The 20,124-nt window shown below is 56.8% G+C and carries 16 protein-coding genes; 2 read left to right on the top strand and 14 right to left on the bottom strand.

The window, feature by feature from the left end; all coding sequences use genetic code 11:
* Positions 1-2: 2 nt before the first annotated feature.
* A complete protein-coding gene (locus ACR0DS_RS00960) occupies positions 3-1,223 on the top strand; it encodes an aminopeptidase P family protein (protein WP_480557405.1) in 1,221 nt (406 codons plus the stop codon).
* Positions 1,224-1,253: 30 nt separating this feature from the next.
* Here the strand turns inward: ACR0DS_RS00960 and speB are convergent, their stop codons facing one another.
* The 12 genes from speB to ACR0DS_RS00900 form a co-directional block, all read right to left on the bottom strand.
* Positions 1,254-2,231 carry an agmatinase gene (gene speB / locus ACR0DS_RS00955; RefSeq protein ID WP_480557403.1) on the bottom strand — a complete coding sequence of 326 codons (978 nt, stop codon included), beginning with the start codon at positions 2,229-2,231 and terminating at the stop codon, positions 1,254-1,256.
* 289 nt (positions 2,232-2,520) lie between these two features.
* On the bottom strand, positions 2,521-3,810 hold the full coding sequence (locus ACR0DS_RS00950; RefSeq protein ID WP_480557401.1) for a flavin-dependent oxidoreductase: 1,290 nt from the start codon (positions 3,808-3,810) through the stop codon (positions 2,521-2,523).
* 69 nt (positions 3,811-3,879) lie between these two features.
* The gene (locus tag ACR0DS_RS00945; protein ID WP_480557399.1) at positions 3,880-5,409 is read right to left on the bottom strand and encodes an acyl-CoA dehydrogenase family protein; all 1,530 of its coding nucleotides are present in this window, start codon (positions 5,407-5,409) and stop codon (positions 3,880-3,882) included.
* A gap of 118 nt (positions 5,410-5,527) precedes the next feature.
* Positions 5,528-6,403: an amidohydrolase family protein gene (locus ACR0DS_RS00940; RefSeq protein ID WP_480493522.1), complete on the bottom strand. Its 876-nt coding sequence runs from the start codon at positions 6,401-6,403 to the stop codon at positions 5,528-5,530.
* A 15-nt stretch (positions 6,404-6,418) separates the two neighbouring features.
* A complete protein-coding gene (locus ACR0DS_RS00935) occupies positions 6,419-8,236 on the bottom strand; it encodes a feruloyl-CoA synthase (protein ID WP_480545702.1) in 1,818 nt (605 codons plus the stop codon).
* 2 nt (positions 8,237-8,238) lie between these two features.
* Positions 8,239-8,721, bottom strand: a complete 483-nt coding sequence (locus ACR0DS_RS00930; RefSeq protein ID WP_480545701.1) for a MarR family winged helix-turn-helix transcriptional regulator — start codon at positions 8,719-8,721, stop codon at positions 8,239-8,241.
* A gap of 4 nt (positions 8,722-8,725) precedes the next feature.
* Positions 8,726-9,493 carry a crotonase/enoyl-CoA hydratase family protein gene (locus tag ACR0DS_RS00925; protein ID WP_480557397.1) on the bottom strand — a complete coding sequence of 256 codons (768 nt, stop codon included), beginning with the start codon at positions 9,491-9,493 and terminating at the stop codon, positions 8,726-8,728.
* A gap of 10 nt (positions 9,494-9,503) precedes the next feature.
* Entirely contained in the window at positions 9,504-10,268 is a 765-nt protein-coding gene (locus ACR0DS_RS00920) for an SDR family NAD(P)-dependent oxidoreductase (RefSeq protein ID WP_480557395.1), read from the bottom strand.
* A gap of 91 nt (positions 10,269-10,359) precedes the next feature.
* On the bottom strand, positions 10,360-11,673 hold the full coding sequence (locus ACR0DS_RS00915; RefSeq protein WP_209504353.1) for a TRAP transporter large permease: 1,314 nt from the start codon (positions 11,671-11,673) through the stop codon (positions 10,360-10,362).
* Positions 11,670-12,254 (bottom strand): TRAP transporter small permease, encoded by a 585-nt coding sequence (locus ACR0DS_RS00910; RefSeq protein ID WP_480486114.1) that lies wholly within the window; start codon positions 12,252-12,254, stop codon positions 11,670-11,672. The genes ACR0DS_RS00915 and ACR0DS_RS00910 overlap by 4 nt, the downstream gene beginning before the upstream one ends.
* Positions 12,255-12,312: 58 nt before the next feature.
* Positions 12,313-13,353: a TRAP transporter substrate-binding protein gene (locus ACR0DS_RS00905; protein ID WP_480516481.1), complete on the bottom strand. Its 1,041-nt coding sequence runs from the start codon at positions 13,351-13,353 to the stop codon at positions 12,313-12,315.
* Positions 13,354-13,690: 337 nt separating this feature from the next.
* Positions 13,691-14,134 carry a MarR family winged helix-turn-helix transcriptional regulator gene (locus ACR0DS_RS00900; RefSeq protein WP_480516483.1) on the bottom strand — a complete coding sequence of 148 codons (444 nt, stop codon included), beginning with the start codon at positions 14,132-14,134 and terminating at the stop codon, positions 13,691-13,693.
* Positions 14,135-14,270: 136 nt separating this feature from the next.
* On the opposite strand from ACR0DS_RS00900, the gene ACR0DS_RS00895 reads away from it, so the two are divergent.
* Positions 14,271-16,208, top strand: coding sequence for an FAD-dependent monooxygenase (locus tag ACR0DS_RS00895; protein WP_480557393.1), 1,938 nt, complete (start codon positions 14,271-14,273; stop codon positions 16,206-16,208).
* 164 nt (positions 16,209-16,372) lie between these two features.
* On the opposite strand, the gene ACR0DS_RS00890 is transcribed toward ACR0DS_RS00895, so the two are convergent.
* Positions 16,373-17,383 carry an Ldh family oxidoreductase gene (locus ACR0DS_RS00890; protein ID WP_480557391.1) on the bottom strand — a complete coding sequence of 337 codons (1,011 nt, stop codon included), beginning with the start codon at positions 17,381-17,383 and terminating at the stop codon, positions 16,373-16,375.
* 30 nt (positions 17,384-17,413) lie between these two features.
* Entirely contained in the window at positions 17,414-19,843 is a 2,430-nt protein-coding gene (locus ACR0DS_RS00885) for a GcvT family protein (protein WP_480557389.1), read from the bottom strand.
* Positions 19,844-20,124 lie beyond the last annotated feature (281 nt).

The raw sequence follows: 20,124 nt of genomic DNA, 5'->3' as shown, positions 1-20,124 counted from the left end.
TGATGACCGACACAACAAAACGCCCCGAATTCTTTACCTGTCACAATGGTGACAAAGCGCCTTTGCCGTTCAGCAAGGGTGAGTATGATCGCCGTCTCAGCAGGCTTCGCAGCATTATGGCCGCACGTGATATTCCTGCGGTTCTGCTGACATCAATGCAAAATATCGCCTACTACTCGGGCTTTCTGTATTGTTCCTTTGGCCGTCCGTATGGCTGCGTGGTCACCCAAGAGGCATGCACCACCATTTCGGCCAACATCGACGCCGGGCAACCGTGGCGCCGGTCAGTCGAAGACAACGTGATTTATACTGACTGGAAGCGCGACAACTATTGGCGTGCGGTTGCAAGTCTGATCGGCAACGCCAAGCGGATCGGCATTGAAGGCGACCACATGGCGCTGGCCGCCCGCGACACCGCCCTGCGGATGCTGGGTACCCCCGAACTGGTTGACATCGCGCCGGATACAATGACCGCGCGCATGGTCAAATCCGATGAAGAGATTGAATTGATCAAGGGTGGGGCACGCACCGCGGATGTTGGCGGGGCGGCGATCCATGCCGCCATCCGTGAAGGCGCAACTGAGATCGAGATTGCCATGGCGGGCCGTGACGCAATGGAAGAGGAAATCGCGCGCGCTTATCCAGACGCCGAATATCGCGACACCTGGGTTTGGTTCCAGTCCGGGCTGAACACCGATGGCGCACATAACCCGGTTACAAAACGCGCTCTGCAAAAAGGCGATATCCTGTCGCTGAACACTTTCCCGATGATCTCGGGCTATTACACCGCGCTGGAACGTACCCTGTTTCTGGGCGAGCCGGACGCTGACAGCCTGCGCCTTTGGAAGGCCAATGTGGCGGCCCATGAACTGGGCCTGAGCCTGATCAAACCCGGTGCGACCTGTTCAGGCATCACCGCCGAGATCAACCGTTTCTTTGCCGATGAGGGGCTGCTGCAATACCGCTCGTTCGGGTATGGCCATTCGTTCGGCATTCTCAGCCACTATTACGGGCGTGAGGCCGGTCTGGAACTGCGCGAGGATATCGACACCGTGCTGGAACCTGGCATGGTCGTTTCAATCGAGCCCATGCTGTGGATCCCCGAAGGGCAACCCGGTGCAGGGGGCTACCGCGAGCATGATATTCTGGTGGTGGGCGAAGACGGGGCCGAGAACATCACCGGCTTCCCATATGGGCCCGGCCACAACATCATCGGTGCCTGATACAAAGAAGGGGGAGCAAACGCTCCCCCTTCATTTTTCGCGACCGGCGCGTTCGTGAAAGATAAAACCCAGGAAATTCAACAATAGCTGCGCGGCCAAAATCTGCGTGCTTTCGCTGGGGTCATAGGCTGGTGCCACTTCGACAAGGTCGATGCCGACGACATTGCCGCGTTTAGCGAGGCCCTGAAGGATTTCCAGAACGTCATAATACAAAAATCCCCCATGGCTTGGCGTCCCGGTCCCCGCCGCGATAGAGGGGCAAAAGGCGTCGATATCTATTGTCACATAATACCGAGCACCTTCTGGGATGCGTTCAAGAACGCCCCCGGTTCCCAGCTTTTTCACCTGACGCACGGACAGGATGTCTGATCCACGTGCGCGTGCGTCCTCGTATCCTTCCTTGGCGGTTGACGAGACGTTTCGAATGCCCAATTGGGTCATCCCTGAGACATAGTCTTTCTCGATCGCCCGCCGCATGGGGTTGCCGTGGCCACTGGTGACACCGTGACGCTCGTCCACGAAATCCAGATGCGCATCGATTTGAACCACGTGGATCGGGCCGTTTTGTGCACAATCATCTTCAAACGCGGAAATGCAGGGAATGTTGACAGAGTGATCGCCGCCGATCACAAGCGGCAGCGCCCCGGCGGTCAGGATTTTGCGGACACCATAGGCGATGTTTTCATGGCTGACCTCGGTCTTTGTGTGGACGATATCCGCATCCCCCAAATCCACGATGCGCACGGAACTGTCCAGATAGGTTGCGTCGTCTTCGTGGTCATAGGCACCGGCATGTCCAAAACTGAACAGGGTCGAAGCCTCGCGCACGGCCCGAGGTCCGAACCTTGCCCCGGCGCGCCATTGCGTGCCGAAATCAAAGGGGGCACCAAGGACACAAACATCCGCATCAATTTTGTCCCAATCCTCGACATACGGAGATTTTCCAAAGGTCGATATTCCAACGAAAGGTAGGTTCAGTCGTCCTGACGCATATCCATGATCCTGCATATTCAATCCTTTCAATGGCCCTGTCGCTTTGCGTGCAATTGAACATGAGAAGACGGTGCAATGATATTAATTTTCTTCGATCAAACCATGTCTGGCGTTCAGACAGGTTTGATCCGGTGCATTCTTTCCGATTAGCTGTTGGTCCTTTCGCCACAAACGAAAATTCAGAGGGGCAAGCTGTGGTACCGCAAAATCGTTCACGGCAGCGCGTGATTTTGCGGGCGATACACAGGTCCGGAGAAGCGGTGTTTTCATGGGTGCAGATGTTCAATCCCCGAAGGCTTTTACATCATGCCTGCCGCACAAGTTGCGAGCCGGGCGCAATCGTTGGCGGTGCGCTGTTCAGGGCATCACGCGCGAAACCGGCGGCAGCTTTGTATTTGGCCATGAAACTGGCCCTTTCAGCCAAGGGAATGACCGTTTCAATATCGTCGAAAACACCGCCACAGCGGTCGTTGACCACATTCAACAGGCCAAAAGGCCCGGCACCCCGATTGCGAAGGACAAGGTCTGACACCGGACCGCACAGCGTGTCATCATAAGCCGCCAGCGCGGTTGGACCCACGCCATGCTTAAGCAGACTGGCCCCCAAAACGCGGGCGTCCATGATCGCCTGGCTGGCCCCATTCGAACCGGTGGGGTACATCGGATGGGCGGCGTCTCCGATCAAGGCAACCGGCCCGTCAACCCACGTTTCAACCGGATCGCGGTCGATCATCGGGTTTTCATATGTCACATCCGCACCGCGGATCAGGGCAGGAACATCCAGCCAGTCATAGGTCCATCCGTCAAAGTTGTGCGCGAAATCCTTGGCCTCGACCTGCCGGAACCACCCGGTTGCCGCATGCGCGGCCGGGTCATCGTAAGTGACTTCGGCAATCCAGTTTATCAGCGCCAAGCCGGTTCCGGGGTCGGGGTGCGAGATTGGATAGATCACCATACGTTTCTTATGCGTACCCAGTCCGACGAATGAGGAGCCCGTGCGCACAGGCTTTGCCAATGATGTGCCGCGCCACATGACGGCACCTCCCCAATGGATCGGAGGTTGGCTTGGATGCATTTGGGCGCGGATGGCTGAATGGATACCGTCGGCGCCGATCAGAATGGCACCCGTTTCGTGGGTGGCCCCTTTATCAGTTTGCAGCCGCACTGTAACCGTCCCGTCCGCATTGGTCTGGTACCCCGTGGCCCGAGACCCAAGGCGCACGGCATCCGGGCCTGCGCGTTCGATAAACCGCTGGTAAAGCGCCATGTGAAACGCGCCGCGATGTACTGCGTATTGCGGCCAGTTGTAACCGGCGAAAATTCCGCGCGGTTCCGAGTAAATCTCGCGCCCGTTCAACCCGACAAGCGCCCATTCCTGCGCAGGGACGCCGAACCCGTCCAGATCCTGAGCCGTGAAACCCAGATCGTACAACTCGCGCACGGCGTTGGGTTGCAGGTTTATTCCGACACCCAGCGGGCGCAGTTGCCGAACGCTTTCAAAGACGGTGCAGTCGATGCCAATCTGATGCAGTGTCAGTGCCAGTGACAACCCGGCAATTCCACCACCCGCGATAAGCACTTTTGGATCTGTCATGTTGTGTGCCTTTCAGTCCGATTGGTGGCGGGAAATGGTTGTCGATAATCGGCGCGTGTGGATCAAGCCTCAACCGCAAATGCGTTTGATCCGTTTCGGGGATGGATGAAGGCTCGCGGCGTTGCGCAGCCGCGCCCGTAGGCAGATCAGAGCGGTATCAATCGTCGTTTGCATGAACCCATGCGCCATCGCCGCGCTGTCACCCTGTTTCAGCTTTCGGCGAGCGGATTGCCAAGTGTTCAGTGCGTCCGAAATCGCATTGCATGTCCAATGCTCGGCTTGTTGTGAAACAAATTCGGCAAAGGCGTCGCCCGCAGGCCCTGCGGCCAGACGTGTTGCCAGCATACGCGCGTGTATGCCGTTGGCCCCTTCGTAAATCGAGGTAATTCGGGCATCACGATAGGTCTGCTCCAGCCGGTATTCGCGCAAATAGCCATAGCCGCCCAGTACCTGCATACCCAATTCGGCGGCCTTGATACCGGCTTCGGTGCAATAGACCTTGGCAACCGGGGTCAGAAAATCAACCAGGTCAGGCGATGTGCCCCGTTCCATGGTGACAAATGCAAGATGTGCAAGACTGCGGCTACTGACCGCCAGCCAATCGATTTGATCCAGCATGCGGCGGATGTCGGCATGTTGATCCAGTGTTGCCGGTTGACCGTCGGGATTGCGTCCCTGTACCCTTTCACTGGCATAAGTACTGGCAATGTCATAAGCCCGCGCGGTGTGCGCGACGCCCTGTAGGGCGACATCAAGCCGGGCGTGGTTCATCATGGTGAACATGGCCATCAGACCTTCACCCTCGGCCCCGATCAGTTCAGCTTTGGCCCCATCAAATGCCAGCTGGCACGTGGGTGAGGCATGCAGGCCCATCTTTTTCTCGATGCGCGTTACGGTAACGTGGTTATGGCTGCCGTCAGTGCAGGTGCTGGGGCATAGAAACAGCGATAAACCTCTGACGCCTTCATCGGACGTGCGCGCAAGCACAAGATGCAGGATATGATCGCTCATGTCCTGGTCACCGCCAGAGATAAAGATTTTTTCTCCCGTGATCTTCCAGCCATCTTCAGCAGGTTCCGCCCGGCAGCGCACGCGAGAAAGGTCAGACCCGGCCCCGGGTTCGGTCAGGCACATGGTGGCCAGAGTTTCACCCGAGGCCAGAGAGGGAATGTAACGGGACTGCTGATCTTTCGTGCCAAAGCGCAACAAGGTACGCACCGCGCCCGGAACCAACCCAGTAACCATCTGAAGGCTGTGGTTTGCGCCCGAAAATACCTCGGACGTTATGGCCAGTATCAGGGCACCAAGCCCTTGACCGCCATATTCTCCAGGCACGGTGAGCGAGGGCCAGCCCTGTTCCGAATACGTTGCATAAACTTGGGCAAAGCCGGCAGGCATGGATACGCGACCGTTTTCCAGCGAGCATCCCTGCCTGTCTCCCGGCTCGTCCAGCGGGGCAATTTCACCTTGTGCGAAGGCGGCAAAATGTTTGCCGATCTCACCAGCAAGGTCAGCGTCCCAATCTGGAAGCTCGGTGGCCCGGACTACGTGGTTCAACGTGAATAAGATGTCCGCAAGTGGGGCTTCGAATGGCTTCATGATCATGTCACCCGATAGCTGGTGACTTCGACGACCACGACGCGGCCCGGTTCTGGCGGTTCGGCACAGTCGAAGTTCAAAGTGACTGGGTAGGGCAGTGATGGGACAGGGGGCAGCATCACGGGGTCAGTCCCAGCAGGCGCGCGGCATTGCCTTTGATGATGTCCGGGCGCAGTTCGTCCTTGATATTGATCTTCTCGAAATCCGACAGCCAGCGTTCTGGAGTGATCATGGGCCAGTCGGACCCAAACAGGACCTTTTTCTTGAGGATCGAGTTGCAGTATTTCACCAGAATCTCGGGGAAGTACTTTGGTGACCAACCGGACAGGTCGATATAGACGTTGGGCTTGTGCTGTGCCACGGACAGAGCCTCTTCCTGCCAGGGAAATGACGGATGCGCGAGGATGATCTTCATATCCGGAAAATCGACGGCGACGTCATCCATGAACATCGGGTTCGAGTATTTAAGCCGCATTCCGTTACCACCCCGCATGCCCGAACCGACACCGGTCTGACCAGTGTGAAACAGGGCGATGCAGCCTTCCTCGGCGATTGCTTCGTAAAGGTCATAAGCCATGCGGTCATTGGGGTAGAACCCCTGCATCGTCGGATGAAACTTGAACCCTTTGATACCAAATTCGCGGATCAGGCGGCGCGCCTCTCGTGCGCCCATCTTGCCCTTGTGCGGATCAATTGACGCAAACGGGATCAGCACGTCGTCATTTTCCGCCGCCAATGCGGCAACTTCTTCGTTCTTGTAGCGCCGATAGCCGGTTTCCCGCTCGGCATCGACCGGGAAGATCACCGCGGCTATGTTTTGCTCGCGATAGTGCTGTGCAGTTTCGGGAACCGTAGGCGGATGGCTCCACGGCGCGCCAAAGTAGTTGGCCATGGTTGCCTGCAGGTCGTCATAGCCGTCATCCGAGTGGCACCCGCAGGGTTCTTCAGCGTGGGCGTGAATGTCGATTGCGCGAACCTTGGAGATATCGACCATCTGTTCGTTCCTTTCTCAGATCTTTATGATTGCCGGATCGGCGTCGTCATAAAGACGCTCAAGAAAATTTTGCCGGCGTGTCAGTATCTTGCGGAAATTGAGGTTCCCCTTGGCGGTCATTTCGCCCTCGGGCATCGAGGCAGGCTCGCTAAGGACAATGGCGCGCCCGACCCGTGTGGAGCTGCCCGATAACTCGCGGGCGCGCTCTGCCAGGCGGCGGTGAATTTCGCCTTGCAGCAATTTGCAGCAGTAGGCGCCACTGTCGTCGTTCAGGTCAAATCCTTCCCGCTTCAGCTCGGCGACATCGGGAAAGACCATGACGCCGATCTCATTTCTGTCGGCACCTGTAATGACCAGATCTGAGGCAAGAGGCGCAAGGCAGGTCAATAAGTCCATCCGCAATTGCGCGGCACGCACCCATGTACCGGTCAGCAACTTGAAATCTTCAGAAATCCGGCCATCGAATTTCATACCTTTGTTTACGTCCTGCGGGTCGATGAACCGCATGGCGTCGCCGGTAATGAAAAACCCTTCTTCATCGAAAACACTGGCCGTCTTTTCGGGTTCGTTGAAATACCCGGGCATCACGTTTGGCCCTTTGATGCGCATTTCGCACCGCATGTCTTCATCCGGTATCAGCTTGAGTGTCACGCCGTTCATCGGAACGCCAACAACCCCGGAACGATCAATGGGCTCGGACTGCATCATTGTGGCGGGCGCTGTCTCGGTCAGTCCCCAGGACGAGGTCATCAGCGGTATCTCACCTTTGACACCCAGCGCCATCTGTTCAAATCCAGACCAGATGTCCTGTGGCAGTGAAGCGCCCGCGTAAAAAATCAGATCAAGTTCTTCGAAGAACCGCCGACGCAAATCGCCATCCCGCTGCAATGCGCCCAGCAGCATGCCGTAACCTACGGGAACATTGAAGCTGAGCGTGCCGGTGACCATGGACAGGTTTTCCAGCGTCCTCTCAAACAGACCAGCTACCGGTTTGCCGTCGTCGATGTAGAAGCTTCCGCCGTTGGCTAGCATCATGTTGAAGTTATGTGATCCGCCAAAGACGTGGTTCCATGGCAGCCAATCGACCACACGGGGCGGACGCGTGCGCAGAAATGGCAACGCGTCGGCCAGCATGGTCTGGTTCACACACATCATGCGTTGGGTCGTGATGACCCCCTTCGGGGCCGAGGTTGAACCGCTGGTCATCAGGATCTTGGCGACGGAGTCGGGGCCAACCAGTTCATAGGCGGCCGCAAGATCGACACTGACATCCTCTTTGAGAAGTTCGTCGAACGCTGTGACCTGACTGTTCCTGCCTTGTCGGCTGGCTACGACTTCGACCCCTTGAAGCGCATCCAGTTCCAGCGCCTCTCGGTACTTATCCGCATCGACGACATAGGCCATCTTCGGGCGCACCAGTTCGATGGCATGGCGCAGGCGGCCGTGCGCGCCATGGATCAACGCGTACTGCTCAGCCACGGGGGCTGTTGGTATGCCGATATACTGAGCAGCAAGGCTTAGCAGACCGTGATCGACACCGTTACCGCTCATGATCAGGATCGGTGTGTCAGGCCCCATCCCACGCGCCAATAGCGAGCTTGCGATGGCTCGCACCTTTTCAAGCGTGGTCGCATAGCTTTCCTTGCGCCATCCCGCGCCGCTGCGTTCAGCAATGAACGTGCGGTCAGGCGCGTCCGAGGCCCAGGTGTGCAGCCAGACACCGGTTTTGTCGACGACAGGACCAAGAGTGTGGTTCGATTTTAGCAGGATGGAGCCGTCGGCCCGATCTTCGCGCGAAACAGAATGCACCAGGTATTCCGATGTGCGTTGCATGATCAGCCCCTTTTCCTCGCTTTTTCGATCGTCCTGAGGGCATCGAAAACGGTGGTGATGGTTGCGTCATCCAAACCGGCCAGCAGCTTGCCTTCGTGGGCGGTAACCGCGGCGACGGCCTTTTCATATAATTGCCTTCCCGCCAGTGTCGTCCTGAGGGCATAGGCGCGCCGGTCGGTGGGTACCCGGTCGCGGACGATCAGTTCCCTGCGCTCCAGTTCATCAATGATAACGACAAGGTTCGGGCGCTCGATATCCATTGCGTCAGCCAGTTGGGACTGCCGCAATCCGGGGTTATCAACGATGAGAACCAGTGCCGTATACGTCAGCATTCGCAGATCAAAGGGGCGCAGAGTTGTTGTCAGATCTTCCTGCACCACATTGAAGGCCCGTTTCATGCGATAACCGACAAAGCCCCGCAGCGTGGCATCGCTGATCGTGTTTGGCGCGCTGTCTTCTGGCGTGTGTTCATGTTTCCTTTTCATGTGTTCACCTGAAGTTCGGGGCGCGCTTTTCAAGAAAGGCCCGCAGTCCTTCCTGCGCATCCGGTGTTGTTTGCGACAGGGCCGCGGCCAGCGATTCAGTAAACAGCCCGTCGTTTTGCGACATTTCATTGATCCGCGCGACCGCCTGAATCATCAGATAGTTTGACAGTGGCGCGTTTCGGGAAATCTTACCTGCCAGCTTTTGGGCCAGCGCCAAAGCCTCGCCTTCACCCACGCTATAATGTGCCAGCCCCAGCGATACCCCTTCATCGGCACCATATTTGCGGCCGGTCAACATCATCTCGGTCATCCGATCGGCCCCCAGCAGGCGACCGACCCGCGCGGTCGCACCGCCGCCGACAAATATACCGCGCCGACCTTCGGGAAGCTGAAAGATCGTCGAAGGTTCAGCGATGCGAACATGTGTTGCCGCTGCAAGCTCCAGCCCGCCACCGATCACGGCACCAAACATGGCCGAGACAACCGCAAGCCCACCAAACTGGATCTTGTCCATGACACTGTGCCAGTGGCGGGAATGATGCAGGTTTTCCTCGGCTGTACGATGAACATGCTCGGACAGGTCCAATCCGGAACAATAGTGCCCTTCTGTTCCGGTCAGGATCACCACACGCACGTTATTGGGTGGTGCAGAAAAGAAATCATCCAGCTCTCCCAACAGTTCCTCGCACATCGCGTTTCGCTTGTCGGGGCGGTTCATGGTCAGGGTCGCGATGGATCCGTTGACCTCAATGTTCAGGTTTTGGCTGTCCATGGGGAACTCCTTACCGGGTCGGCAGACGAACGGCGCCGTCAAGTCGAATAGTGGTGCCATTCAAAAACGGGTTTTCAACGATCTGTTCGGCGAGCATTGCGAACTCGCGCGCTTCGCCAAGGCGGGCCGGGAAGGGAATGTTCGCAGTGATCTTGGCAGTGACCTCTTCCGGCAAGCCTTCCATCATTGGCGTGTGGAACAGGCCAGGTGCGATGGCCATCACCCGAATACCCGACTGTGCGAGTTCCCGTGCGGCAGGCAGGCACATCGAAGCGATTGCCCCTTTGGACGCGGCATATGCCGCTTGACCCAATTGACCGTCCTGCCACGCAACCGACGCCGTGTTGATGATCACACCGCGTTCACCGTCAGCCAGCGGGTCCAGCTCGGCCATGAGTCTCGCTGCGTGGCTCATCACGTTGTAAGTGCCAAAAAGATTTACGCGCAGAGTTTTCTCGAACACGTCGAAGGACAGCTTGCCTTCGCGCCCGACGATCCTGGCCGCCATGCCGACGCCTGCACAACTGACGGCGATTCTGGGCGCCGACCCGAAATGGGATACTGCCGTCTCAAACGCGGCACTGACGGAGGCCTCGTCACTGACATCGGCTTGCAGGGCAAGGCCACCAATTTCGTCAGCGACTGCCTTCGCACCGTCAGCATTGAAATCCAAAACGGCAACCTTTGCTCCGCTGGCGGCGAAATGCCTTGCCGTTGCAGCGCCCAGTCCGCTTCCGCCACCGGTGACCAGGGCGATACATCCACTTAGCTGCATGGTGCTCTCTCCAATTTATTATGCTCAATCATTGTTGTATCTCATACCTATTTTCGGATGGGCCTGCTCCGGACCGCTGTTGGTGTCTAAGCTAGGGGATCAGGAACAGGGTAATGGCTGGAAACAGCACCAGGATCATGACCCGAATGATGTCAGAGGTGACAAACCACATCACTGCCTTGTAAGTTTGGGTCATCGGGGTTGAACGATCCATAGCGTTGATAATGAACAGATTCATTCCGACCGGAGGGGTGATCAGCCCGACCTCGACAACGATCAGAACCAGAATACCGAACCAGATGGCCACATGTTCGGGGCTCATGCCGAAATCCAGTGCGCTGATGACCGGAAAGAAGATCGGGATTGTCAGCAGGATCATTGACAGGCTGTCCATCAGACACCCGAAGATCAGATAGAACACCAGGATCAGGCACAACACCATCCACGGGCTGAGCCCAAGTCCAACGACCCAGCCAGACAGTTCCTGCGGTACCTGAGTGAGCGCTAGGAAACTGTTATACAGCCCTGCGCCCAACACGATGAAGAAGATCATCGCCGTGCTTGAGGCCGTGGCAATGATGCTTTCGACGAAGACCTGCCAGTTCAGATTGCCCGAGATCAGAGCGATCAACCCGGTTCCCGCCGCCCCCACGGCTGCGCCTTCGGTTGGGGTGAACCAGCCAAGGTAGATGCCACCAACAACAAGGCCAAAAACCAGCAGGACAGGCCAGACATCCAGCAGTGCCCGTACGCGTTCAGGATAAGGGATCGCTTCGCGGGTGCCCGCGGCGTCAGGATACATGCGCACATAGATCGAAATCGTGATGATATAGCCGAGCGCTGCCAGAATGCCGGGGACAAAGGCCGCGAGAAACAGCTTGGCGATATTCTGTTCCGTCAGGATCGCATAGATCACAAGGATCACCGAAGGCGGGATCAGAATGCCCAATGTGCCGCCAGCAGCAAGCGTTGCGGTCGAAAACCCGCCGGAATAGCCGTAGCGGCGCAGTTCGGGCAGCGCGACACGGCTCATCGTCGCGGCGGTGGCAAGGGAGGACCCGCAGATTGCGCCAAATCCGGCACAAGCGCCAACTGCCGCCATGGCGACGCCTCCTTTGCGGTGGCCCAACCAGCTTTCGGCCGCTTTGAACAAGGCCGAAGACATGCCCGATAATGTCGCGAACTGCCCCATCAGCAGGAACATCGGAATGATCGTCAGCGAATAGCTGGAGAAGGTAGAGTAGGTTTCGGTTTTGAGCTTGGCCATGAACATGCTGGTGCCACCCATGGCAAAATACAGCCCGCCAATCCCGCACAGCAACATGGCAAGGCCAATCGGTGCGCGCAGGAAAATCATTATAAGAAGTACGGGAAAGGACACGTAGCCCAGTTCGAGCATGGTCAATGTGCGGCCTCCCCGCGATAGGGCAGGATATGACGCCCGGTGACAAGCTCGATGACCTGCGCGACGGCGCAATAGACAGCAACAAGTGATGCGACAAGGGCGGCAACAAAGCTTAGCCCATAGGCCCACCAAACAGGAAATTGCAGCAGAAAGGTCGTTTCACCATAGTCCAGCTTGTTTTGCATGCCGACAAACAGGCGCCATGTAATCAAAAGGATGACAAGCGACAGGACGATTTCCCAGAACGTGATGATCACCTTGTTCACCTTAGCCGGAAGGGCGTTTGTGAATACATCGACCGTGGCGTGAGAGCCGTAGAGCTGGCAGATCGGCAGGAACGAGAATATGGCGAATGCAACGCCGGCTTCGACCAGTTCAAAATCGCCATTCACCGGCCCGACGCCCGATGCAATCAGCGCATTTGCTGCTGCTTCCGACAGTGACGTCAGAATGTCCGAGTGACCCAGCGTGTTCAAGCCGCGCCCCAGCACGCTGACACAGGTCAGCAGGACCAGCGCAGTCAGAACCACACCGCCGAGAACGGCCATGAAGCGCGCGATGCGCTCAACCAGTTTCTGCATGATCAACTCCAAAGGGATTGCTCTCCCAGCGGGAAATAGCGCCGGAAGAGCGACCGGATCAGTTGCCGGAGTATTGCGAAATCAGTTCGAGCGCGCGGGCGCGCAAGCCGGTTCCGTCCAGACCTTTTTCATCCATCTCGGCGATCCAGGCGTCAGTGGTCGGCTGTGATGCTGCCTTCCATTCCGCAACCTGTTCCGGGCTCAGCGTGATGATGTTGTTGCCGCGTTCCATTGCCTGCTTGTGCGGTCCGTCATCATCGGCCTGCATCTGCTTGCCTGCGAAGGCCGAGAATTCAGCGCCCGAGTTGGCGTCGATGACGGCCTTCAGATCATCCGGCAATGCATCCCAGCGGTCCTTGTTCATCGCGAAGATGAAGGTGGTGGTATATAGCGTGTCGTCGCCAAAGGTCGTGTGGTTTCCGACCAGTTCGTTGACCTTCAGGGCGCCGGTCACTTCCCAGGGAATCACAGTTGCGTCGATCACGCCTTTAGACAGCGCTTCAGGCACCGCAGGAACAGGCATGCCAACCGGGGTTGCTCCAAGCGAGCTGAAAAGGCCGTTGGTTACGCGTGTCGGTGCGCGCAGCTTTACGCCGTTCAGATCCTCGATGCTTTCGATCGGTTCCTTTGAATGGATCAAACCGGGGCCGTGCACCCAGAGCCCGAGTACTTTGAACTGCTTGAAGTCATCGTCCATCATGGTTTCTTCGGCCAGATCCCAATAGGCGCGTGAGACGGCTTCGGCATTAGTCATGGTGAACGGCAGTTCGAACACCTCGGTTCGGGGAAAGCGGCCTGGTGTATATCCGGACACAGTCCAGACAATGTCTGCCACACCATCAATGGCTTGGTCGATCAGTTCGGGGGGTTTGCCCCCAAGCTGCATGGACGGAAACCTTTGAATTTCGATCCGGCCATCCGAATCCGCTTCGACCTTGTCGGCCCAGACATCCAGAACGTTCTTGGGTACGTTGGCTTGTGCCGGCAGGAATTGGTGCATCCGCAGTGTCACTTCGGCCGCGATGGCAGTGGTTGACATGGCACCGAAAGCAATCGCTGTCACTGCAGATTTGAGTATGGTTCTGCGCAAGTTGGTCATGGTCTCCTCCCTAGATGACCTATGAGTATCATCCCCTGTTCATGATTGCTCATATTAGTTATGTTTTATAACGAGTTATATCCACTTTTTTAGTGTTTGGTTTCAGGTCCTTTTCGGAAAACAGAATGTTCACACATGTGAACCTTTTCGTCGAAACGCTACGCATCAGACAGGTCATGCGCGGACGCAATTTATCCTCTCAGGATTACATTGCCCTCGGTTGGCTCAAAGGTAAATTGAGATTTCTTAGATTTTAGTTTCTAGTTTCGGAAACTAAAGCTCAAAAATGGTGGATTTGCTTTCCTTGTTTTAATTGAACCAGCGTCCGCTTTGTAATTCAAGGCCGTGTGTTATCGTCGGTGACAGCATCAACTGCCTTGCCTGCGAGCTTCAGGAACGTTTCGCGTTCATTCGGAGTTAGCCCTCCGAGGATCTCGTTTTGCAGGTCAATTACGACTGGCATAGCCGCCGCAAGGATGTCTTTTCCTTTTCCGGATAAGGTGACCTCTCGCGCGCGTCTGTCACGTTGACTGACCGAGCGTTTGACGTAGTTTTTCTGCTCCAGCCGGTCGATGACCCCGCCGATTGTTGCGCGGTCATAGGCGATTTTCGCCGCGACTGTGGCCTGATCAATGCCGGGTTCGGCGCGAATTGTTTCAAGTGCTGCGAACTGAACGGATGTAAGGTCAATCCCGGCCTCCTGCATCCGGACCGAGAACACGTGGGTTGAAATCTGATTGAGCCTGCGGATGAGGTGGCCCGCCATTCCGTAAATACTCACGCAAAACCTCCGAAATCACTTTACGCCGTCACTTATTCCAGAATTACCGCGGCAATTAGTGAGTGTACATATCTTTGTTGACAGGAAATAGTAAGTACAGTTATTAAATTTATGTGAACCTGCGGAGGAGGGGACAATGCAATATTACGTTGATGGATTTCGTCCGGGTGACCCGGATATCAAACCGGCTGCGCTCAGCCGCTCCGATCACCACAACCACCCCGCAACCATCCCCGAAAAGGTTGACGTTCTGATCGCGGGTTGTGGACCGGCGGGGCTTTGCCTTGCAGCGCAACTGGCCGGGTTCGCCGAAATTTCGACAATGATCGTGGATCAAAAGCCTGGTCCGATGGAGAAAGGCCAGGCGGATGGCGTCAACGTCCGCTCGATGGAGATGTTTCAGGCGTTTGGTTTTGCTGAGAAAGTGAAGCGCGAAGCGTATTGGGTCAACCAAACGGCATTCTGGACGCCCGATCCCGCAAGCCCGGGCCACATCCGCCGGGCGGGCACGGTGCAGGACGTTGCCGAAGATCAATCCGAGATGCCACATACCTTGATGAATCAGGCCCGGATTCATGAGCTGTTTCTGGATGTGATGAGAAACGCTCCAACGCGGCTGCAACCCCATTACGGGCTTCGTGTCAGCGATTTCACAATTGATACCGGTTCCACGGATCACCCCGTCACGGCAGAGCTTGAACGCTTGGGCGATGATGGTGGCGTGGTTGAACGGCTTACAGTGCGTGCCAACTATGTCGTAGGCTGTGACGGTGCACGCAGCAATGTGCGCAAGGCCATCGGGGGTAAGCTGCAAGGCGATGCCGCACATCAGGCGTGGGGCGTTATGGACATTCTGGCGAATTCCGATTTTCCCGATTTGCGGCGGAAATGCCTTGTTCAATCGGCATCGGAAGGAAACGTTCTGATCCTTCCGCGCGAAGGCGGATACCTGTTCCGAATGTATGTTGAGCTTGACAAACTGAACCCGGATGAGCGGATCGCCAACCGCAATCTGACGGCTGACCATATCATCGCTGCCGCGAACCGGATCATGCGTCCTTATTCCATCGACGTAAATGAAGTCGTTTGGTGGTCGGTCTACGAGATTGGCCACAGGCTGACCGACAAGTTCGACGATGTTCCTAAGCATGAAGTTGCTACACGCACCCCGCGCGTTTTCACGGCGGGCGACGCCTGCCACACGCATAGCCCCAAGGCGGGTCAGGGGATGAACGTGTCGATGGGCGATACTTTCAACCTGGGCTGGAAACTGGTGCATGTGCTGACAGGAAGGTCAAAGCCTGATCTTCTTCACAGCTACTCGGCCGAGCGTTTGCAAGAGGCCAAAAGACTGGTCGAAACCGACCATAAATGGGCCCGGATCATGAGTGCGCCTCCGGGCGAGTCAGAGCTTGACGGCACCGATATGCCCCGAATTCAAAAACAGTTTATCGAAAATCTGGAGTTCACCGGCGGGCTTTCGGTTCACTATGGGCCTTCGGACTTGGTCGCCGAACCGGTTCACCAGCATCTGGCGCGTGGGCTGGTTATAGGCAAGCGATTTCATTCAGCACCAGTTGTCCGGCTTGCAGATGCCATGCCCATGCAACTGGGGCATGTGGCCGAAGCGGATGCGCGCTGGAGGCTCTATGCCTTCGCAGGACAGGGAGACGCAGGTACGCAAGGCGGATCGATCCATCAGCTTTGCGAGGTTTTGCAAAGCGATCCGAACTCTCCTCTGCGACGGTTTGTGCGCCCTGACGAAGACATCGACGGTTTGTTAGACCTACGGGCCATCTTCCCGCAGGATTTCATATCGCTGAATTATGAGGATATGCCGTCTCTTTTGAAACCCGAGAAGGGCAGGTATGGCCTGCGCGACTTCGAGAAGGTTTTTTGCGTTGATCACAAGAGGCGTGAAGACATCTACGAAATGCGCGGAATTGACCGGAGAAAGGGTTGTATGGTCGTCGTCAGGCCGGACCAATATGTGGCGCATATCCTGCCATTAGAGTGTCACGCTGACTTGTTTGACTTCTTCTCCAGGCTATTTGTTGCGGGCGGCGGTAGATAAGTGCGACGCCTTAGACCGCAATGGACCGCCGTTACGAGGGGAGAATGGACTGTCGCATCCGTGCTTGGTTCGGCAAGATTACCGCCTGTGCAAAGCTGCATTGACGCTTGAAGCCGCCCGTGTCGTAGGATGGCCCTCTAGCCAGAAAGCTGAGCGCGGGTATTTCAGGACGCGTTTAACGCGGCCAGAACCTCGGTGCTGACCTCAACACCGTCAGCCTCGGCTGCCGCCCGTTTGGCCAGACGCCCATCACCCGGAACACGGGCGTCCCCATTACCGACAATTTCTGAGCAAATGCGCGCGATATATTGATTGAAGGCCTCGTTGCCGAACCGCGTCGGATCAATCGCAATCAGTGTTGCACCGCCTTTGATGTTAAGGGCTCCGAACGCCTCACGTTCTTGATTGTTCACGGAAAGGGTTCCACCAGCCAGGGCGGCACCCAACACTTCAACCATGAAAGCGATTGCGGCGCCCTTGTGCTCGCCAAAAGGTAACAGGCTGCGGGTTTCCAGGATAGCGTTCGGGTCCGTACTGGGTGCGCCGTCAGGGTCCAGACCGGCAGGGTGGGGCAGGTCGTGCCCCTCGGCTGCGGCCATGCGGATATCCATCAAAGCAACCATTGAAGACGCCTGATCCCAGACTATCGGCGCACCGCCCTCGCGCGGACAGGCAAAAGACATCGGGTTGGTGCCAAATACCGGGCGCACCCCGCCTTGCGGCACCACCATGGACAATGAGTTGATCACGGCGAAAGCCACCAGACCCGCTTCGGCCAGCGGTTCGGTGTCAAACCGCAACGCGCCCAGATGGTGGCAATTTGCGCAGGTGAAAGCGGCAATGCCGTTTTCCCGCGCCATTTCGATCAACGCGTCGCGGGCTTCTGCTGCGGCGACCTGATAGTACCCGTTATCTGCGTCACAGCGCAGAACGCCCGGGGCAGCCTTTTCTATCTTGGGTTTCGCATTGCCGTTTGCATAGCCCGAGGTGAAGCTTTGGACATAGACCGGCAGCATACGCAATCCGTGGCTGCGCGGTCCGTCCCGTTCGGACCGGGTAACAATGTCGGCCAGAATATCGCTGCCCTGCGCGTTTACACCGGCAGAAACAAGTACGGATTTCGCCAGCGCCCGAACGTCGGCAAGAGAAAGCGTTTTGGTCGATTGTTCGGTCATCTTTTCAAATCCAGTTTTTTACTTCAGGGGTCAGGCACGCGCACGCGCGCTGGTGGGATCAACGGCGCAAGTATCGATCACCTCGGCATCGCGCATTTCGTTATGGACCAACACCTGCATCCATGTACCCGGCGCGGTCATATCGTTTGGTACAAGTGCCATCGCTATGTCGTGGTTGCAATAATAAGAGAACCCGCCCGACGTAACGTGCCCGATCAGTTCACCGTTTGCATAAACGCCTTCATCGAACATCACCGAAGTTTCGCCAAAGGGAAGTTTCAACGTGACCAGCCGTTTGTGATTGCCCTCGCTTCTCTGCTTCTCCAGCGCCGCTTTTCCGATGAACTCTCGCCCCTCGGTGACAACAAACCGATCAAGGCTGGCCTCATACGGTGTCATGTCCTTGCAAATCTCGCGGTTGATGGCGCGATAGGATTTTTCAAGGCGCATGGACTCCAACGCCTCAAGCCCGAAGGGTTTTACACCGGCTTTCAAAAGCAGGTCGACAAGGTGTCGGTTATACCCGACAGGATGGTGCAGTTCCCAACCCAGCTCGCCTGTGTAAGATACCCGAAGCAGGTGTACGTCTTTGGCATAGCCCGCTTCACCCTTTTGCGCAGAGAGCCAGGGAAAAGCAGCATTCGACAAATCGTTGTCGGTCAGCGGTTGCAAAATCTCGCGCGCCTTGGGACCGGCCAGAGCGATCACACCCAACTGTTCCGAAACGTCTTCAAGGATAACCGATTGATCTTGTGGTAACAGACGTTGCAGCTGATCCCAGTTATAGGCGCGCCAATTCGGGGTCGAGACCAGGTAAAAATCATTCTCGGCATAGCGGACAACTGTGTATTCCGCATCCATGCCACCTTTTGGATTCAACAAGAGCGACAGGTTCATCCGGCCCACTTTGGGCAATTTGTTTGCCATCAGACCATCCAGCCACCGCGCAGCGCCGGGACCGCGTACAGTAAACTTGGTCATCGGCGACATCTCGATGAACCCGGCCTCTTCGCGGGTGGTGTGCACTTCCTCCTGAACGCGTTCCATGTGATTGGTTCGGCGGAAAGAATGTTCTGGGATCGCCTCTTGCGGCGATTTGGCGAACCAGCGCGGGAATTCATAGCCGTTGAAGCTGGTCCAGACTGCGCCATGCGCCGTCAGCAGATCGTAAGACCCCACGGTTTTCATCGGACGCGCGTCCGGGAAATCTTCGCCGGGGATATGCGCGTTCATATGTGTGCCCCAGGTTTCGCGAACCTTATCCATGGTCCAGCGTTTGGAGGCGTAGTCAGAGAAACGGCGCGGGTCCAGTTCCGACATGTCCATGCCCGGATCACCGTCGACGATCCAGCGGGCCAGCCGTTCGCCCACGGTGCCGCCCCACAGAATGCCACCGGGCATCCCTTCGGCCAGCCACAGGTTTTTGTGCCCCGGCGCTGGCCCGGCAAGTGGCAATTCGTCCGGCGTCATTTGGAAGGGGCCGCGCGTGTTGGCCTTGATGCCCACCTCGCCAAGAACTGGCACCCGTTCGATTGCCCGTTCCCATTGGGTTTCCACGGCATCGAAATCCTCGGGCAAGAGGTCTGCGCCAAAGTCAGGCGGCACGCGGTCTTCGGCAAACAGTTTTAGGTCCTTAGTGAATTCATAGGGCCCGAACTGAATGCCACCGACATCTTCGCGCATATATGCGCCGTAATCTTCATCCCGCAGGATCGGGAACTCGGGCAAACCCTGCGCACGACGTTCCTTGAGCAGCGGAACGGTTTCCGTGGTCCAGTACTGGTGAACGATGGGAATGCAGGGCAGGTCCAGCCCAACGCGCCGGGCATTTTCACGGGCATAGTTGCCGGTGGCAAAAACCAGATGCTCGCACGTGATCTCTCCCTGATTGGTGGTCACTTTCCAATGACCGCTTTCCAGCTTTTCATACGCCTGTGCTTCGGTGTTCTGATAGACTGTGGCGCCCGCATCCCGCGCCAGCTTTGCCATTGCCATGGTGATGTCGGCCGGGTTCACATAGCCGTCCTCGGTATGCAGGATACCGCCGCGAATATGCTCGGACTGGTTCAGAAGGGGATGAACATCGGCAATTTCCGCGGGCGTCAGCAGTTTGCAGGGCACACCTGCAGCCTCGGCAATCGAGATATATGACTGGAATTCATCCCAACGTTCCTGTGTGTTGGCAACGCGCAGCTGACCCACTTTACGCAAGCCTACCGACGTACCCATCTTCTGTTCGACTTCTGAATAGATGCGGATGGTTTCTATCGTCATCTTCGACACGTTATGGGACCGCACGAAGGTGACCAGCAGACCGGCGGCATGCCAGGTCGAGCCTGAGGTCAACGTGGTTCGTTCCAGCATCACCGCATCGCTACAGCCGTGCTGTGTCAGACCGTACAGAAGGGACGCGCCCACACATCCGCCGCCAACGACAACAACTTTGGCATGTGATTTCATTCGCCGATTTCCTTCTTGCGGCTGATCATGGTGTCAGAAGCTCTGCCTGCCCGAAATCAGTAAGATGAGAACGTTCCGAAGTTTTTACGGAAACATGTTGCCAGACAATCGCAAAAAATTTCTCCCGCGGCTTAGTTCAGGTCACCTCTTATCGGGCACCTTCGTATTGGTCGCTGTCTGGGTCCGGGTCATTCAGTGCTGTCCAGGACGACATCATTTTTATATTCCTTGTCTTGTTTCACCTTGTGATGTTAGCGCAAACTGTGCCAGTGAAACCTGAT

Source organism: Ruegeria sp. AF5 (assembly GCF_056541905.1).
Note: the sequence above shows the minus strand (reverse complement) of the source record. Positions and strands in the feature narration are given on the sequence as shown.

Coding starts and splice junctions, on each gene's coding strand:
- ACR0DS_RS00930 (WP_480545701.1), bottom strand. CDS start 8,721: ATGAAAAGGAAACATGAACACACGCCAGAAGACAGCGCGCCAAACACG.
- ACR0DS_RS00950 (WP_480557401.1), bottom strand. CDS start 3,810: ATGACAGATCCAAAAGTGCTTATCGCGGGTGGTGGAATTGCCGGGTTG.
- ACR0DS_RS00895 (WP_480557393.1), top strand. CDS start 14,271: ATGCAATATTACGTTGATGGATTTCGTCCGGGTGACCCGGATATCAAA.
- ACR0DS_RS00960 (WP_480557405.1), top strand. CDS start 3: ATGACCGACACAACAAAACGCCCCGAATTCTTTACCTGTCACAATGGT.
- speB (WP_480557403.1), bottom strand. CDS start 2,231: ATGCAGGATCATGGATATGCGTCAGGACGACTGAACCTACCTTTCGTT.
- ACR0DS_RS00940 (WP_480493522.1), bottom strand. CDS start 6,403: ATGGTCGATATCTCCAAGGTTCGCGCAATCGACATTCACGCCCACGCT.
- ACR0DS_RS00920 (WP_480557395.1), bottom strand. CDS start 10,268: ATGCAGCTAAGTGGATGTATCGCCCTGGTCACCGGTGGCGGAAGCGGA.
- ACR0DS_RS00885 (WP_480557389.1), bottom strand. CDS start 19,843: ATGAAATCACATGCCAAAGTTGTTGTCGTTGGCGGCGGATGTGTGGGC.
- ACR0DS_RS00910 (WP_480486114.1), bottom strand. CDS start 12,254: ATGCAGAAACTGGTTGAGCGCATCGCGCGCTTCATGGCCGTTCTCGGC.
- ACR0DS_RS00925 (WP_480557397.1), bottom strand. CDS start 9,493: ATGGACAGCCAAAACCTGAACATTGAGGTCAACGGATCCATCGCGACC.
- ACR0DS_RS00890 (WP_480557391.1), bottom strand. CDS start 17,383: ATGACCGAACAATCGACCAAAACGCTTTCTCTTGCCGACGTTCGGGCG.
- ACR0DS_RS00905 (WP_480516481.1), bottom strand. CDS start 13,353: ATGACCAACTTGCGCAGAACCATACTCAAATCTGCAGTGACAGCGATT.
- ACR0DS_RS00945 (WP_480557399.1), bottom strand. CDS start 5,409: ATGAAGCCATTCGAAGCCCCACTTGCGGACATCTTATTCACGTTGAAC.
- ACR0DS_RS00935 (WP_480545702.1), bottom strand. CDS start 8,236: ATGCAACGCACATCGGAATACCTGGTGCATTCTGTTTCGCGCGAAGAT.